The organism is Stenotrophomonas riyadhensis, assembly GCF_040256885.1.
Classification (GTDB): domain Bacteria; phylum Pseudomonadota; class Gammaproteobacteria; order Xanthomonadales; family Xanthomonadaceae; genus Stenotrophomonas; species Stenotrophomonas riyadhensis.
In genome coordinates, this window is sequence record NZ_CP155568.1 from 944,236 (window position 1) to 959,886 (window position 15,651).

Consider the following 15,651-nt stretch of genomic DNA (forward strand, 5'->3'; position numbering starts at 1 on the left):
AGGGGGATTGTCGGGTGCATCCATGCACCCGATCCCGATGCGCGTTGCGCCTCGGGACCAGCCTGCGGCTGTCCGGTTCTGCTCCTGCAGAACCGTCGAACCCCGGCGGGGCTTCTCACCACCCATCCCATCCGCCAGACAAACGCAAAAGGGCCACCCTGTGGGCGGCCCTTTTGCGTTTGTCTGGCGGAGAGAGGGGGATCCAGTTGAAACCGATCCAACCCCTTGAACCGCTTGGCATTCACAAACCGGGAGTGTGCCCTGTTTTGTGCCCCGGGCATTGTAGCCGTTCGCTTCACCGAATGGCGCCTTGAGTTCTGTGCCCTACCGCGGCAGTGAATCTTTGGAGGCGCCTAGGTCGGACGGGCCTGGTCGAGGTGTGCAGGGAACACTGGTAACGACTGTGCCATCAGCGGTCCAGCGATACCTGACCAGCTCATTCCTGTGCTTTCAATGCAAAGCCTTGCTGGAAGGCTCTTTCAGGGAGTGGAAGGATGCGCAGGTTCGGAGCGGCAGGTGGGGGGCTTACCCACGTCAGGGAATGGAAGAAGTATTTTCGGCAGCTGACGGCCCTAGGTGCCTGGCTTTGCTGTGTGCTGTTGGTGGGGCTGGCCACGGTGCCGCCCGTAAGCGCGCAGACCGTCACTTACATTCATACCGATGCGCTTGGTTCTGTTGTTGCAGAGACCGATGCCAATGGCAAGGTGATCAAGCGCTATGACTATGAGCCCTATGGGGCGGTGGTCGGTGGCCACGTCACGGATGGGCCTGGATACACAGGACATGTGAGTGATGCGGCTACCGGGCTAAGTTACATGCAGCAGCGGTATATGGATCCGCAGTTGGGTGTCTTCCTGTCCGTAGACCCGGTGACGGCGTATGAGCAGCCTGTGGGGCAGTTCAATCGGTATCGGTATGCGAACGGAAATCCATACAAATTCAAAGATCCGGACGGTCGCATTGTCGAAACCGTGTGGGATGTTGCGAACATAACCTTGGGGGCAACCAGCGCCTACTCAAACTTTAGCGAAGGCAATATTGGTGCAGGTGTCGTTGATTCGATTGGCGTGGCCGTCGATTCTCTGGCAGCTGCTGTCCCATTTGTGCCAGGCGGCGCCGGGGCAACGATCAAGGCCGTCAGGATGGCCGAGAACGCGGCGCAAGGCGCTCGGGCTGAAAAGGTTGTAGCCCAAGCGCTTGGTGAAAAGGTGGCAGGGCAGCGCGTTACACTGGAAGCATCTACCGGTCAACGAAGCGTGGCGGACATCGTGACGAAGGATAAGGGCGTTGTGGAAGTAAAGAGCGGTGGTGCTCAACTAAGTTCGGGGCAAAAGGCCATCAAGGCTGATGTCGATGCAGGTCGTCCGGTGACGCCTAGGGGAGCGAACGCGGAAAAAGCGGGGCTTGAGCCAGGAAAGCCGACGCAAATGAAGTGCTATGACGTGAAGCGTTGCTGATGAGTGCTACTGGACATTGCGATGCGGCCTTCAGGAAGGCTGTTCTACTCAAGTGCTATGAGGCGCTTGAGGTGGAAGGATTTACGCGCTATCGAATGCAGGATGTGGACTGGCCGATGGAACATGGCTTCCATTGCTGGGTTGGGCTCAATACTGGCTTGGAAAGAGAGTATCTCGATATCAATCCATTCGTCGGCGTTCATGTGGTGCCGATCATGAAACTTTATACATCCCTTGAGGGGCGGAAATACAGCCGAAGCACATCCACCTATGCGGTTCACATGGGAGAGCTGGCACCCAAGGAGCAGGCTTTTCGTTTTACTCGGGAAACTGATGTTGCAGCGCAAGCGGCTCGGTTGGCGCGTTTGTATTCGGATGCCGGCTTGTCATATGCGTTGTCCATCGGCACCTATGAACGACTACTTCCCTTGTTGCAAGAGCGTGTGCCTATGCTCGGTGCTTATCCGGAACGGGTGGCATCTTGCCTGTATCTGATGGGCCGTAAGGAAGAAGCGAGGCTGTTCGTTGAAGAGTTCTTGCAGGGTCATCGAGATTACTTTGAAGGCTTTGCAGTTCCGTTCTTGAGGATTTTAGATGGTCAATGACAACACCTGGCCGGATCTGGTAAGCGCGGGCCGCACGCCTGCATGTCCGACGGAATGCAATTTGAGGTGCGCTGGAGTGAAGCGACGGGGATGTCCCTGTATTGTGGGTAGCGCCTTGTAGGCGGTTGACGCAGTAGCCGAATGCTTTGCTGATCCAGTTTCCGGCGCCGTTCTTGGCGTTGGTGGCCGCCTGAGGGAAAAGGGCGGGTATCGCCACGATCCCGCAACCGCTGCACGTAGTCCAGAAAGCCCAACGCCACAAGGCCGGCGTGAATGGGCACCACCCTTTTTGAAGCCTCGCTTTTAGGCCGCTGGTTCTCGCCTTCGTCGGTCACGTGGAGGACGGGCACGCCGTCGGCCTCGACCACGTCCGTCAGCAGCAGTTGCCCCACTTCGCCTGCCCGGGCACCGGTGTAGAGGCCCAGCAGTGCGGCCCAGGGCCCGCCGGGGGAAAGCCGGGCGAACTGCTCGGGGGCGAAATGCGCTTGGATCCGGGACATGGTGAATGCCCGGAAGTCGAGTTTTTTCGCTGACGCTTTTCCTTCGCCGTGTAACGCACGTGGCCTTGCTGGATTGTCCACAGCGAGGTAGTGGCCGGAGTTGGTTGCCCAGTCAAAAAATCCGCCTGCACCGCCGAGGTAGGACTGTTTGTTGTAGATTGAAGGCGCGCTGTTACCCTTGTCACGCAGGTGTTGATAGAAGCGCGTCATGTCAGGTCGGCCGATGGTGTGCATCTGACGGTTGCTGCCGATGTAGTCCACCAGCATGTTGATGGCCGTGCCCTTGATGGTCAGGGTCTGGGGCGTGGTGGACCCCTCAAGGCTTTTCAACCACGCGTCGCGCGCCTCGCCCACGGAAATGGCTTCCGCCATAAGGCTGGGCGGAGAAGGCATACGTGCCGGTGCCGGAGGGCGATCCGGGGGCTCGTAGCCGTCCAGCATGGCCATGAGTGGATTCTTTTCATACAGCGCCGCCAACTCGGCCTGTCGACCGCGTGGGGCGGTGGCCTGACGATAAAGCTCGACGTCATCGTCATTGTCGATTTGCCAGCGCTCGACGACGGTGCCGTCGGCGAGCTGCGTGCGCTCCAACGTCAGTTCTGGCAATCGGCCCTTGCGCAGTCGTGCAATCAGCGCCTCTGCGTCTTCCTTGCTCATCCCCATTTCCTGCATGGCGGTGAGTGATCTGGCTCCCCGTCAGCGGACGCCAAGAAGCGATACTTTGATCGCACTTGGAGGTCCTTTATGTCCCGTATTACCCGCCGTAGCTATACCGATGAGTTCAAGCACCAGGCCGTGGAGTTGGCCGAATCGCTTGGCCCAGCCGCAGCGGCCCGCCAGCTGGAAATGTCCGTCAAGACGCTGGCAAATTGGATTGACGCGGTCCGTGCTGGGCGCTCGTTGACGTCTGAGGCTCGCAGGCCGGCCACTGACCTGGAAAGCGAGATCAGCCGCCTTCGGGCCGAGAACGCCAATCTGAGGATGGAGCGAGAAATCCTAAAAAAAGCGGCGGCGTTCTTTGCCAAAGAGTCCAAGTGAGGTACGCCTTCGTCGCCCGTCATAGGACTCGTTACCCGACTCGGGTGCTGTGTCGTGTTCTCGGCGTATCGGTCTCTGGTTTCCATGATTATCTGCACCGACAGTCCGCCCGAACCGATGATGCCGATGCCGTTCTTCGTACTGAGCTGCGGGCCATTCATGCGGCCAGCAATCGCAGTTACGGCCGACATCGGCTGGTCAGGGCCCTGCGCGCCCGAAATCATGCCGTTGGCCACAAGCGGGTGGCTCGGTTAATGGCCGAGGAGCGCATCCAAGGCAAGATCAAGGGACGCTCCCGGCGCAAAACCCCTGCCGCAGGTTCGGCCCAGCTCGCCCCAAACCTACTGGATCGACAATTCACTCCCGGCACGGGTCCATCGGCGTGGGTCGGCGATATCACCTATGTGGCCACTCGCCAGGGCTGGCTGCATTTGGCCGTGGTCATCAGCATCCAGACCCGGCAGGTGCTGGGCTACAGCGTCTCCGAGCGCATGACCGAGGACGTAGTGCTGAAAGCCTTTGCCAATGCCTGGGCGCTTCATCCCCAACCACAATGCCTGGGCGCTTCATCCCCAACCACCCGGCCTGATCTTCCATTCGGATCGAGGCGGGCAGTACTGGGGCAACGAGTATCGCCAGCTCTTGGAGTCCTGCGGGGTGGTTCAAAGCATGAGCCGCCCAGGCAACTGCTGGGATAACGCGGTGGCCGAGAGCTTTTTTGCCACGCTCAAGGCCGAAGCGGCTGCTGATCCATACGTGAGCCGGGAACAGGCCCGCCAGTCCATTGCGGCCTACATCCACGGTTTCTACAATCCCGCCCGGCTACACTCGGCGCTGGGCTATCAGTCGCCCAACACCTATGCCCGGCAGCTCAAAGCCGCCGCCTGAAACGGCTTCATGGCGTCCGTTTTCAGGGAGCCAGATCAGGTTGCAGCTGATCCCGATCAGCGAAGTGGCCGCCAAGGATGAATTCACCGGTATCAAGCGCGTGACTCGCGATGACATTCTGGCCGCGCTGCGCATACCGCCGCAGCTGCTCGGCATCGTGCCTCAGAATGCTGGCGGCTTCGGCTCGATTCGGGATGCGGCTACCGTGTGGGCGTCGATGGAACTGGCACCACTGCAATCGCGGCTGGCCATGGTCAACGAATGGATCGGGGAACAGGTCATCACTTTTGCCCCCTTCGAAATAGAACGTTCAGCGAACTGAGTGCCTATCCCTGAAAGGGCGAGGTCAAGCTACTGCTTCAGTCGAAACAGGGGCGACAGGGACAAGGTCAATACCTGTCGCCCTTGGGGGGCGATCCCAGTGTGAGTAGCCGCGGCTGGATCGAACTTAATTCCAGATCACGATGGTTCCATCTGGACTATTCAACTGCATCGCCTCTGGACCAGAGTAGCCGTCGTCACTTAGGTCGACCGTGAGTGAGGCCCCGCTAGAAAACTGCGCAACCATTGTCTGGCGATCGAACCGGCAATCCTGCAGCACCAAGCTCAGCGTTGAGGGCGGGGGGGGCTCCGCAATGCCATCGCAGTGAAGGCTGAAGGAGTTGTAGATATGCAGTTCCCAGCCATCGTCCGTACCGATGGTGGCCATGCCGTCTTCCATTCGCAGTTTCACATTTTTCCCGATCAATGGCCGGAGGGTTTCCGCCTGGTGGTCGATCATGTTCAGGCCTATCTGACTGGGAAGTGAGACTTCGAATTAGGGAGCGTTTTCCCGGAGAGCGGATCTACGCCTTGCTTTCCAGCATTCTCGTACTTGATATAGCCAGCTGGATATCCAGGACTGTTTCCCCTGGGAGGGGTTGGGTCCATCATCCGCATGGTGGCTACTTGCCCATTACTGCCTCCGGCACCCCCAGTAAATGCGACGCCGGTCTGTTTTCCTGCGGGGTTGATGACCGGAGTTGGTCCGCTCGCCCCTGTGGGCACCGGAAATGCTGTCCCGTTCGACGAGATGACGTAGCTCGGGCCAGAAGGTGTCGTCGGGGCAGCGGCAGGAGTTGGCGCAGAGGGCGCTGCTGGTGCTGGTGCTGGCAGGGCCAGTGGTTGCGCCGAATTAATGGAGCCAGATATTGCTGATGCAGCAGCAGGCCCAACAACTGGCGTCGCGCGCACAATCGCTGTTGTTACGGCAAGTGCTGCGGGGCCGAACGTATCATATGCCGAGGGTGTGTTCGCCACCGAGTCGGCATGTCTTTCCGCCGCCCGTTCCTGGCGACCATCAGGATCGACGAACCTATAGGGATTGCCCGCAGCGTAACGATAGCGGTTGAAGGCGGAGCCCGGTTTGTCGTTTGGTGAGACGGGATCTACAGAGAGAAAGAGTCCTAGTTGGGGGTCGTAGTAGCGCTGCTGCATGTAGCTCAGCCCCGTGGCAGCATCGCTCACGTGCCCCGTGTAGCCAGGCCCATCCGTAACCGGTCCGTCCACGACGCCCCCGTAGGGCTCGTAGTCATACCGTTTGATCACGTTGCCACTTTCATCGGTTTCGGCAACGACCGAGCCAAGTGCATCAGTGTGGATGTAGGTGACCGTCTGAGCAGTTGCGATTGGCGGCAGTGCCAAGCCCACCAACAGCAGCCAGCAGAGCCAGACGCCCAAGGCGCTCAGCTTGCCGAAATGCGTTCTCATCCCCTTTCGGCGGGCCGACGCGCGGCACGCAATTCTCTCAAGCCGTTCCATCCTTCCAATCCCTGAAAGAGCCTTCCAGCAAGGCCTTGCCTTCATATCACAGTCCCCGTCGGCGTGACGACCGAAGTCGGCGCCAAGGGTGGGTGGGCAGGTCTTCAGGGTTCGTCGCGGCGGGTAGGCTGTAACACCGGTAACACTTGTGCTACACCTTGGTCGAGATCGGTGGTGGCATAACCATTTGATTTAAATGGAATGTTCGGCTGGCGTAACACCTGTCACACTTGTAACACTGAAAAATATCAATGTCGGAAACTGTTGCTGGAATGTGGGTGTCAATCTGACGGCAGAGATGGCGGGAAAGCGCTGTGCCACAAGGCATTCCAAGGAAATAGTTGGCAAATCTGCTGGTGCGATGCCTGATACACGTTTTCTGTTACAGACCCTCAATTCATAGCGTTCCTGAAACATTGTAAGTAGTGGGTGTTTTCTTCTTGGACACTATTGGATGCCTCGTTTTCGCCACTACCTGTCCACTGCAAATCTGGCCTCCATCTGGCCGCTCAGTGCTCCGTCAAATACCCCCTTTGGTGCAGGGATTCGCGGGGTTCGGCATGCCCTCTCAATGCCCCCGACAGCCATGCTGGGCCTGTTCTTGCCCCGTGTGCAGGTAGTGCAGAAAAAGCACCCTATGAAGTGCGCAGGCGTGGCGGGGAGACGAGTGCGCACGCCGGGGTACGCACGGCGCTGGGCCTCTGCGCCCTCCTATCTGCTCCACTGCCTCTCAACCGCTTCTACTGGCCGCTGACGCGCAGCGCGCAGCAGCTCCTGGCGGTTGGTGGCTTGCCTGGGCGCTGATGCTGCTACGCGCGCTCATGGCCTTGCGCACGCGCCTCCTCATTTCGTTACGGCTGTCAGAGGCGGTGGCGTGGGAGCGGCGTACTTCCCAATGCACGCAGGCTGGTCATCTGGAACTGCTTGCGTGCACCGTCACGTCCCCAGGTGCTGCCCTCTTGCGACTGCCGTAAGCGGCACTCATACGCGCAGGTCGCGCTGCTGATAGGCCAGCAATCAACGGATTGACGAAGTATGGGGCGAAGTATGGGGCTACATACGAACCCAAGAAAAAAGCCCCTGAAATCAGGGGCTTAGTTCGCAACTTGGCGGAGAGAGGGGGATTCGAACCCCCGAAGCGCGGTTTAGACGCTTACACACTTTCCAGGCGTGCTCCTTCAACCACTCGGACACCTCTCCGGATCCCTGCCATCGGCAAACGCCTCAGCAGGGGCGCAGATTCTAGCGGGCTGCGCGGCACTTCACAAGCACCCCGGTCAGGAACCTGCGAAGGACGTGCCGGAGGCGAGGGGGCTGGACAGGCATGGCACAATGGAACATCCGATGGAAAACGGTGGCCTGATGTCCTATCTCGTCCTTGCCCGCAAGTGGCGTCCGAAGCGTTTTGCCGAGCTGGTGGGCCAGGAACACGTGGTCCGTGCGCTCAGCAACGCGCTGGACAGCGGCCGGGTCCACCATGCGTTCCTGTTCACCGGCACCCGCGGCGTGGGCAAGACCACCATCGCGCGCATCTTCGCCAAGTCGCTCAACTGCGAGCAGGGCACCAGCGCAGACCCATGCGGTCAGTGCGCGGCCTGCCTGGACATCGACGCCGGCCGCTACATCGACCTGCTGGAAATCGACGCCGCGTCCAACACCGGCGTGGATGACGTGCGCGAGGTGATCGAGAACGCGCAGTACATGCCCTCGCGCGGCAAGTACAAGGTCTACCTGATCGACGAAGTGCACATGCTGTCCAAGGCGGCGTTCAACGCGCTGCTGAAGACGCTGGAAGAACCGCCGGAACATGTGAAGTTCCTGCTGGCCACCACCGATCCGCAGAAGCTGCCGGTCACCGTGCTCAGCCGTTGCCTGCAGTTCAACCTCAAGCGACTGGACGAGGATCAGATCCAGGGCCAGATGACCCGCATCCTGGCGGCCGAAGAGATCGAGGCCGATGGCAGCGCGATCGTGCAGCTGGCCAAGGCCGCCGACGGCAGCCTGCGCGATGGCCTGTCGCTGCTGGACCAGGCGATCGCCTATGCCGGCGGCGCGCTGCGTGAGGACGTGGTGCGCACCATGCTGGGCACCGTCGACCGCACCCAGGTGTCGGCCATGCTCGATGCGCTGGCCGAGGGCGATGGTCCGCGCCTGTTACAGGTGGTGGCTGCGCTGGCCGAATTCTCGCCGGACTGGAGCGGCGTACTGGAAGCGCTGGCCGAAGGCCTGCATCGCATCCAGGTACAGCAGCTGGTGCCGGGTGCCGCAGCGGCTGCCGAAGGCCTGGACGCGACGGCGTTCGCCGAGCGCCTGCGTCCGGAAGTGGTGCAGCTCTGGTACCAGATGGCCTTGAATGGCCGCCGCGATCTGCCGCTGGCGCCGAGCCCGCGCGCCGGCTTTGAAATGGCCGTGCTGCGCATGCTGGCATTCCGTCCGGCCGCAGCGGTACCGCCGGTACCGAAGTCGGTGGAAGGTGCTGCGGGTGGCAACGTTGCCGGTGGTGGCAGTGGAATCGGTACCCAGGAGGCGCCGCCGGCTGCTGCCGCAGCGTCGGCCAGCCCCGCCGTGGCGCAGGTGGCCGCTCCGGTGCAGGCCGCGCCGCGCGAACCTGAACCCGAACCTGAGCCGGCTCCGCAACCCGAACCGGACCCGACGCCGGAGCCCGAGCCGGTTCCGGTGGAAGAGCCGGTGTCACCGCCACCGGTAAAAGCCGAAGCGCCGCCGCCGACCGCCAGCGCAGAGACCAACGACGACCTGCCGCCGTGGGCCACCGACGAAGCTGCGGCCCGCGACGAGGCGCTGGCGGCGGAGATGTCCGGCCCGGACGCCGCCATGGCTGCGCCCTGGCACGAGCCGCCGGCCCTGCCGGTAGCAGCGCCGGCCGAAGCGGCGCCTGCCGAGCTGGAGCGCCCGTTCCGTGCCGATGGCATCGCCATCGCGCCGGTCGAACCCGCGCCAGTGCAGGAGGCCGCGCCGCTGGAAGGTGTCAGTGATCTGGCCAGCGCCGAGGACTGGCTCGATCTGGTCGCCAACAGCGGCCTGAGCGGCCCGTCGCGGCAGTTGGCCGCCAACGCTGCTTTCATCAGCTGCCAGCACGGGACCTTGAAACTGGGCCTTTCGCCCGGATTTGAATACCTGCGTTCGGAGCGCGCGCTGGCCGCCTTGGGCGAGATGCTGGAGAAGGCCCTCGGCCAGGCGCCGAAGATCCTGGTCGAGACCGTGGAAATCGAACACGTTCCGGCTGAGACCCTGCACCAGCGTGCCGACCGCCAGCGTGGCGAGCGGCAACAGGTGGCAGAGGCTGTTTTCATGGACGATCCGGAAGTGCAGGTGCTGATCCAACAGCACGGTGCCCGGGTTGTTTCCGATTCCATCCGTTCTTTTGACGAGTAAGACACTATGCGCGGCAACATCGCCCAACTGATGCAGCAGGCCCAGAAGATGCAGGAAAACCTGCAGAAGGCCCAGGAAGAAATCGCCAAGATCGAAGTGACCGGCAGCGCCGGTGGCGGCATGGTCAGCGTGACCCTGACCGGCGCCAAGGAATGCCGCAAGGTGCGCATCGACCCCTCGCTGGCCAGCGACCCGGAGATGCTGGAAGACCTGATCGCCGCCGCCTTCAACGATGCGTCGAACAAGATCGATGCCGAGTCGAAGTCGAAGATGGGTTCGGCCACCGCCGGCATGCAGCTGCCGCCGGGCATGAAGCTGCCGTTCTGATTTCTGGCGGGGCGCCTGTCGCAGCAGGCGCCCCGTAGCGTCGAGCTTGCTCGACGGCTCCACCCCCCAGTCGAGCATGGCTCGACTCTACACGTAGCCGTCGAGCCTGCTCGGCGCCATCAAAGCATGCCGCCGTGTCCGCACCCCTGCTTGAACAATTGATCGACGCACTACGGGTGCTGCCTGGCGTAGGCCAGAAGACCGCGCAGCGCATGGCCTACCACCTGCTCGAGCGTGAGCGCGAAGGTGGCCAGCGCCTGGCCGAAACCCTGGCGCTGGCGGTGGAACGCATCGGTCACTGCGCGCAGTGCCGTGACTTCAGTGAAACCGAGCTGTGCCCGACCTGCGCCAACAGCAGCCGCGAACGCAGCCAGCTGTGCGTGGTTGAATCGCCGGCCGACCGCCTGGCCATCGAGAACGCCACCGGCTTCCGCGGTGTCTACTTCGTGTTGCAGGGGCGTCTGTCGCCGCTCGATGGCATCGGCCCGCGCGAACTGGGCCTGGAACAGCTGGAACAGCGCCTGGCCGAAGGTGAGGTGCAGGAGTTGATCATCGCCACCAGCGCCACCGTCGAAGGTGAAGCCACCGCGCACTACCTGGCGCAGCTGGCACGCGCACGCAGGGTGCAGCCCAGCCGCCTGGCGCAGGGCCTGCCGCTGGGCGGTGAGCTGGAGTACGTCGATCGCGGCACGCTGTCGCACGCGTTCGGGACGCGCAGCGAATTCCGCGATTGAGCGAAGGCCAGGCATGGCCTGGCGCGGGCGGCCTACAATGCGGACGACATTCCCGCCGAGGCCGACCATGAGCAACGAAACCCTCTTCAGCAAGATCATCCGTCGCGAGATCCCGGCCACCATCGTCTACGAGGATGACGAGGTGCTGGGCTTCAAGGACATCGCACCGCAGGCGCCGGTGCACGTGCTGTTCATTCCGAAGAACGAGATCATCCCGACCCTGGATGACCTGCAGCCATCGCAGGCGCACCTGATCGGCAAGCTGGCGCTGGCTGCCGCCGAGTACGCGCGCCGCGAGGGCTTCGCTCAGGACGGCTACCGCATCGTGATGAACTGCCGCGAGCATGCCGGGCAGACCGTGTTCCATATCCACATGCATCTGCTGGCCGGTGCGCCGCTGGGGCATTTCGGTACCCCGGGGCGTTGAGCGCCCGGCATCCACGCGCGGTGTGAACCCACTGGATGAAAAAAGGCCGCCCGAGGGCGGCCTTTTCCGTCATGCCTGTGCGGTGGCGATCACCACCAGCCCCAACGGCCGTAGCCGCCCCAGTACGGGCCGTACGGACCCGGGCCCCACGGGCCATAGGGGTAGGGCACCACGTCAACCTGGCGCTGTTCCGGCCACAGGTAGATCACGTCGGCCGACAGCTTCGGCAGGCGGTAGTCGTAATCACCGATGCGGGTGTTCTGGTAGCCGTCGATCTTGCCGATGAAGGTCACGTCGCGGCCGGCCTCGAACACAGCCGGGTCGTAGAAGCCGGCACGGCAGGCGATGAAGCGGCCGTCGCTGGCGTCGGATGAAGTGGTATTCGGGCGGCCACTGCCATTGAGCGGGCGCGAGATGATCTGGAAGCAGGTCTCGCCCTGGCCGGGCTTGGTTTCGATGATGCGGCCGCCCCAACGGACCGGCGTGCCGACCTGCTGGGTGGCGACCGAGTCGCGCGGGGAGACCAGGCTGAACTGTCCCTGCAGCGGCTTGGGGGCCGTGGCGCAGGCCGACAGGGCCAGCGTGGCCACAGCGGTAAGAAGGAACTTGGTGTTCATGGGGAGGCTCCGGAAGTCGGGCGATGCCTGCGCAGGTCCCGCAATAATGAAGCGAGGTCGGTGCAAGTTCCAGCGTAACGCGCATCAGCGAAACGCTGGCTGAGCGCGAGCAGGGCGGGATCGGGGTGCTGGGCGTGCACCCGACGCGCCCAGTCCCCCGCGGTTTCATGGGGGTGCCGGGCCCGCCCAAGGCGGGCATAGCGTCGGCCCAGTCCATGCCAGGCACGCAGCAGGGGATCACGTTCGCGCTCGCCGCGGGCCAGCAGCCAGGCCATCCACGCCAGTGCCAGCAACGCAGCGACCACGAAGCCGGTGACCAGCTGTCCCGGCCCGAGCTCGTCCAGCCCGAATGGCTTGAGCAGTTGCTGCTGGCGGCGTGCATCGAAGGACAGTACCAGGTCGTTCCAGCCGCGGCGCAGCCAGTCGCCCATCTGCCCCAGCTGCAGCCAGCGCTGCTGCAACGGGCTGTCAGTGCCGGCCTGCAGGCGGTCGTCGAGGGTGTCGAGGATGCGTTCCGGTGCCACGGCGGCGGTGGGATCGATGCGCACCCAGCCACGCTGGGGCAGCCAGACCTCGGCCCAGGCGTGGGCGTCCATCCGGCGTACGACCCAGTAGTCGCCAAGGCGGTTGCGGGTGCCGCCGGCAAAGCCGGTCACCACGCGTGCCGGAATGCCGGCGTTGCGCATCAGCACCACGAAGGCGGCGCTGAAGTGTTCACAGAAGCCGGCCTTGTAGCCGAACAGGAACTCGTCGACCGGATCGCGTCCCGCCGGCGGCGTTTCCAGCGTGTAGGAGAAATCGGTGGTGATCCATTGCAGCGCGCGGCGGACGATGGCCTCGTCATCGCTGCCCGCGTCCTGCCGCCACTGATGGGCCAGGGTCGCCGTACGTGGATTGAAGCCGGCGGGCAGCTGCAGTGTGGCGCGGCGCAGGTAGGGCGACAGTGAGCTGTCGAAGCGTTGCGGTGGCGCCGAATGCAGTCGCCAGCGACTGAGCGAGGCCAGCGAACGTTCACTGCTCAGGCTCATGTCCGCGTCCAGCGTGCTGCCTGCAGGGGCACGGCTGGGCAGGTCCAGCGCCACCAGCTGGCGGCGGTCGGTGGGCTCGTAGTCGATCTGGTAGTCCCAGCCCTGCGCACCAGCATCGACCACTGCCGCGGGCCGTCGCGCGCTGGCCCGGTCGCGCGTCCAGCGCCGGCCATCGAAGGCGGTCAGTACCGGCCCGCGCCAATAGCGCTGCGCCGGCTCGGGCACGGCACCGAAGAACTGCACGCGCAGCGCCGGGGTGTCATCGGCCATCAGGTCCAGCCATTGGCCGGGTTCCATGCTGTCGGACAGCCCCGGTGTGCCGACGGCGCGCTCGGGAACGCCCCACAGCGGCGTTGCCAGGCGCGGGAACAGCCAGAAGCAGGCGAGTGCCAGTGGCAGGCCGATCGCCAGCAGGCGGCCGACCCCGCGCAGCTGCCCGCGCAGTGGCAGGCGGCCGGCATGGCCTTCATCCTGGGCCAGGCGTTGCAGGGCGAGCAGCGCGCTGACCCCGGCCAGCGCAGCCAGCGCCGTGGTCAGCGGCCCCTGATCAAGCAGGAATGCCGCAAACGGCGAGAACAGCGCGAAGCCGAGCAGGCTGCGCGCATCGCGCAGGCTGCGCAGTTCGCTGGATTTGATCGCCAGCATCGCCGCCAGCAGGGCGCAGCCGGTATCACGGCCGGGGCGCACCATGCCCATCTGCCAGATGATGGCGGCGAGCATGGCCAGCACCAGCAGCAGGCGCACCGGCATCGGCAACAGCGTTCGCCATGACAGGACCGCCGTGACGATTGCCGCCGCTGCGATCACGCCCGCCAACAGCGGTGGCAGCTGCAGCAGCAACGGCAGCAGCGCCAGCGCCGCGCTGGCCAGGGTCCAGTTGCGGGTCGTGCGGTCGAGCAGGAGAGTGGGTTCAGTCATGCGGCATCAACGCCAGCGCACGCAGGCACAGGTGGTGGTGGCTGGCGCCCTGGCCGGGGCCGAAAGGAGGATGTGCTGGCAGCAGCAGGGTGTAGCGGCGGCCTTCGCGCTCGGCCATGTCCACCCAGCGTGCCAACCGCGCGATGCGTGCTTCATGGCCCAGCGGCGCCAGCGTGCGCCAGTCCAGAAGGACTTCGATGCCGATCGGCTTTTCATATTCGCGAACCAGCAGGCTGTCGCGGCGCGCCGAATGCTTCCAGGAAATGCTGCGCGGGGCATCGCCCGCGCGGTACGGCCGCAGCTGGTACAGCTCTTCGCCGCTGGCATGGGCGCGGGTGTGCAGCGGATCGCTGCCGCTCTCCGGTAGCGCGGGGCTCAGTGCTTCGGCCAGTGGATAGACCAGCAGTGGCTGTTCCGGCCAGACCCACGACCATGCCCGCACCAGGCCCAGCGGCTGTGTGGTGGACAGGCGGATGCGCGGCAGCTCCAGCCAGCCGCGGCGCTCGCTGGGTACCTGCAGTTCCACTTCGCCGCGGCCGTGGGCAGGCAGTGAGGTCCAGGCCTCGCTGTCGCCCAGTTGCAGGTGCAGGCCGTGACGTGCACGGGGATCGCGCAGTGACAGGTCCACGCGCAGGCGCAGCGGCTGCCCGGCTGGAACCGGTTCGGCGGAGATCGCGTCGATCTGCACGCCGGACAGCTGCAGGTGCGCGGCGATGGCACTGGCGATCGCTGCGGCTGCCAGCAGCAGGGCCAGCAGCAGCGCCGGGTTGTTGTTGTAGTTCAACGCGCCCAGCAGCATTGCTGCCAACAGGGTGGCGACGAACAGGCCGAAGCGGGTGGGCAGTACGTAAATGCGGTGGCGGTCCAGCCGCTGCGGCAGCGCTTCGGGCCTGCGCGGTCGAGCCATCAGCTGCAGTCGTGCCCAGCGCGTGGCCACGCTCAGTCGACCGCAACGGTCTGCAGGATCGCGCGTGCCAGTGCCGGTCCCGAGCTGGACTCGGCTTCCGCCACCAGTCGGTGACCGGCCACCGCCACGAACAGGGTCTGCACGTCTTCGGGCACCACATGGCCGCGCCCCAGCAGCAGTGCATGTGCCTTGGCTGCGCGCAGCAGCGCCAGGCCCGCACGTGGTGACAGGCCCACGCGCACACCGGCATGCTGGCGGCTGCGGGTCAGCAGCGCCTGCACATAGTCGATCAGCGCGTCGCTGGCATGCACCTGGTTCACTGCGTCGCGCAGCGCGCGCACCTGGGTGTCATCCAGTTTCGGTACGGCACGCGCGATCAGGTCGCGGCGATCGGTGCCGCGCAGCAGCTCGCGCTCGGCCTGCGTGCTGGGGTAACCCATCGCCAGTCGCAGCAGGAAGCGGTCCAGCTGCGAATCCGGCAGCGGGAACGTGCCGGACAGATCCACCGGGTTCTGCGTAGCGATCACGAAGAAAGGATCGGGCAGGGCGTGGGTCTGTCCATCCAGGGTGACCTGTTGTTCGGCCATCGCCTCCAGCAGTGCGCTCTGCGTGCGTGGCGGCGCACGGTTGATCTCGTCGGCCAGCAGCACATGGGTGAACACCGGGCCCGGGTGGAACTGGAACTGGCGGCTGCCTGCTTCATACACCGAGACGCCGAGCACATCGGCGGGCAGCAGGTCGGAGGTGAACTGCACGCGCTGGAAGCCGAGGCCGAGGCTGCTGGCCAGTGCATGCGCCAGTGTGGTCTTGCCCAGGCCGGGCAGATCTTCGATCAGCAGATGGCCGCCGGAAAGCAGGGCGACGAAAGCCAGCCTGACTTCCGGCACCTTGCCCAGTACCAGTGCATTCACCTGATCCTGTGCCTCCCGCAGGGCCTGACGCAGTTGATCGGTTAGCATGCTGGGATTGGGGGACGAAGCTGTCATGATCGTCTCAGATCTGGAATCCACAC

Annotated in this window: 16 protein-coding genes, 1 tRNA gene and 1 pseudogene; 10 read left to right on the top strand and 8 right to left on the bottom strand. The window is 64.1% G+C overall.

Annotation, left to right across the window (positions count from 1 at the left end):
* The first annotated feature begins 494 nt into the window (after positions 1-494).
* The gene (locus SriyCCGPB3_RS04350) at positions 495-1,457 is read left to right on the top strand and encodes an RHS repeat domain-containing protein (RefSeq protein ID WP_350259897.1); all 963 of its coding nucleotides are present in this window, start codon (positions 495-497) and stop codon (positions 1,455-1,457) included.
* Positions 1,457-2,062, top strand: a complete 606-nt coding sequence (locus SriyCCGPB3_RS04355) for a hypothetical protein (RefSeq protein ID WP_350259898.1) — start codon at positions 1,457-1,459, stop codon at positions 2,060-2,062. The genes SriyCCGPB3_RS04350 and SriyCCGPB3_RS04355 overlap by 1 nt, the downstream gene beginning before the upstream one ends.
* On the opposite strand, the gene SriyCCGPB3_RS04360 is transcribed toward SriyCCGPB3_RS04355, so the two are convergent.
* On the bottom strand, positions 2,056-3,219 hold the full coding sequence (locus tag SriyCCGPB3_RS04360) for an integrase (protein WP_350259899.1): 1,164 nt from the start codon (positions 3,217-3,219) through the stop codon (positions 2,056-2,058). The two genes, SriyCCGPB3_RS04355 and SriyCCGPB3_RS04360, sit on opposite strands and share 7 nt — an antisense overlap.
* An 87-nt stretch (positions 3,220-3,306) precedes the next feature.
* Between SriyCCGPB3_RS04360 and SriyCCGPB3_RS04365 the strand changes: the two genes are divergently transcribed.
* From SriyCCGPB3_RS04365 to SriyCCGPB3_RS04380, 4 genes and pseudogenes are all read left to right on the top strand, one after another.
* Complete coding sequence (locus SriyCCGPB3_RS04365) at positions 3,307-3,600, top strand: transposase (RefSeq protein WP_110710651.1); 294 nt, start codon at positions 3,307-3,309, stop codon at positions 3,598-3,600.
* Entirely contained in the window at positions 3,597-4,298 is a 702-nt protein-coding gene (locus SriyCCGPB3_RS04370) for an IS3 family transposase (RefSeq protein ID WP_350259900.1), read from the top strand. Before SriyCCGPB3_RS04365 ends, SriyCCGPB3_RS04370 begins: the two co-directional genes overlap by 4 nt.
* On the top strand, positions 4,270-4,488 hold the full coding sequence (locus tag SriyCCGPB3_RS04375) for an integrase core domain-containing protein (RefSeq protein ID WP_350259901.1): 219 nt from the start codon (positions 4,270-4,272) through the stop codon (positions 4,486-4,488). Before SriyCCGPB3_RS04370 ends, SriyCCGPB3_RS04375 begins: the two co-directional genes overlap by 29 nt.
* Positions 4,489-4,522: 34 nt before the next feature.
* Positions 4,523-4,810, top strand: a pseudogene (locus SriyCCGPB3_RS04380) (phage portal protein); the annotation flags it as partial.
* A 126-nt stretch (positions 4,811-4,936) separates the two neighbouring features.
* Here the strand turns inward: SriyCCGPB3_RS04380 and SriyCCGPB3_RS04385 are convergent.
* From SriyCCGPB3_RS04385 to SriyCCGPB3_RS04395, 3 genes are all read right to left on the bottom strand, one after another.
* On the bottom strand, positions 4,937-5,269 hold the full coding sequence (locus SriyCCGPB3_RS04385) for a hypothetical protein (protein WP_239496522.1): 333 nt from the start codon (positions 5,267-5,269) through the stop codon (positions 4,937-4,939).
* An 8-nt stretch (positions 5,270-5,277) separates the two neighbouring features.
* A complete protein-coding gene (locus tag SriyCCGPB3_RS04390) occupies positions 5,278-6,288 on the bottom strand; it encodes an RHS repeat-associated core domain-containing protein (protein WP_204353091.1) in 1,011 nt (336 codons plus the stop codon).
* Positions 6,289-7,395: 1,107 nt separating this feature from the next.
* A tRNA-Ser gene (locus tag SriyCCGPB3_RS04395) sits at positions 7,396-7,488 on the bottom strand.
* A gap of 144 nt (positions 7,489-7,632) precedes the next feature.
* Here SriyCCGPB3_RS04395 and dnaX point away from each other — a divergent pair.
* The 4 genes from dnaX (at position 7,633) to SriyCCGPB3_RS04415 (ending at position 11,169) form a co-directional block, all read left to right on the top strand.
* Complete coding sequence (gene dnaX / locus SriyCCGPB3_RS04400) at positions 7,633-9,681, top strand: DNA polymerase III subunit gamma/tau (RefSeq protein ID WP_180854058.1); 2,049 nt, start codon at positions 7,633-7,635, stop codon at positions 9,679-9,681.
* 6 nt (positions 9,682-9,687) lie between these two features.
* A complete protein-coding gene (locus SriyCCGPB3_RS04405) occupies positions 9,688-10,008 on the top strand; it encodes a YbaB/EbfC family nucleoid-associated protein (RefSeq protein ID WP_004154630.1) in 321 nt (106 codons plus the stop codon).
* Between the two features lie 134 nt (positions 10,009-10,142).
* Positions 10,143-10,742: a recombination mediator RecR gene (gene recR / locus SriyCCGPB3_RS04410; RefSeq protein ID WP_110711279.1), complete on the top strand. Its 600-nt coding sequence runs from the start codon at positions 10,143-10,145 to the stop codon at positions 10,740-10,742.
* 67 nt (positions 10,743-10,809) lie between these two features.
* Entirely contained in the window at positions 10,810-11,169 is a 360-nt protein-coding gene (locus SriyCCGPB3_RS04415; RefSeq protein WP_014036181.1) for a histidine triad nucleotide-binding protein, read from the top strand.
* 89 nt (positions 11,170-11,258) lie between these two features.
* Here SriyCCGPB3_RS04415 and SriyCCGPB3_RS04420 read toward each other — a convergent pair whose 3' ends face one another.
* From SriyCCGPB3_RS04420 to SriyCCGPB3_RS04435, 4 genes are read right to left on the bottom strand one after another with little or no spacing between them, the layout of a single operon-like run.
* Complete coding sequence (locus SriyCCGPB3_RS04420; protein ID WP_088024728.1) at positions 11,259-11,786, bottom strand: Slp family lipoprotein; 528 nt, start codon at positions 11,784-11,786, stop codon at positions 11,259-11,261.
* Positions 11,783-13,732, bottom strand: coding sequence for a transglutaminase TgpA family protein (locus SriyCCGPB3_RS04425; RefSeq protein WP_350259902.1), 1,950 nt, complete (start codon positions 13,730-13,732; stop codon positions 11,783-11,785). Before SriyCCGPB3_RS04425 ends, SriyCCGPB3_RS04420 begins: the two co-directional genes overlap by 4 nt.
* Positions 13,725-14,639 (bottom strand): DUF58 domain-containing protein, encoded by a 915-nt coding sequence (locus tag SriyCCGPB3_RS04430; protein WP_350259903.1) that lies wholly within the window; start codon positions 14,637-14,639, stop codon positions 13,725-13,727. Before SriyCCGPB3_RS04430 ends, SriyCCGPB3_RS04425 begins: the two co-directional genes overlap by 8 nt.
* Positions 14,640-14,671: 32 nt before the next feature.
* Entirely contained in the window at positions 14,672-15,625 is a 954-nt protein-coding gene (locus SriyCCGPB3_RS04435) for an AAA family ATPase (RefSeq protein WP_350259904.1), read from the bottom strand.
* Positions 15,626-15,651 lie beyond the last annotated feature (26 nt).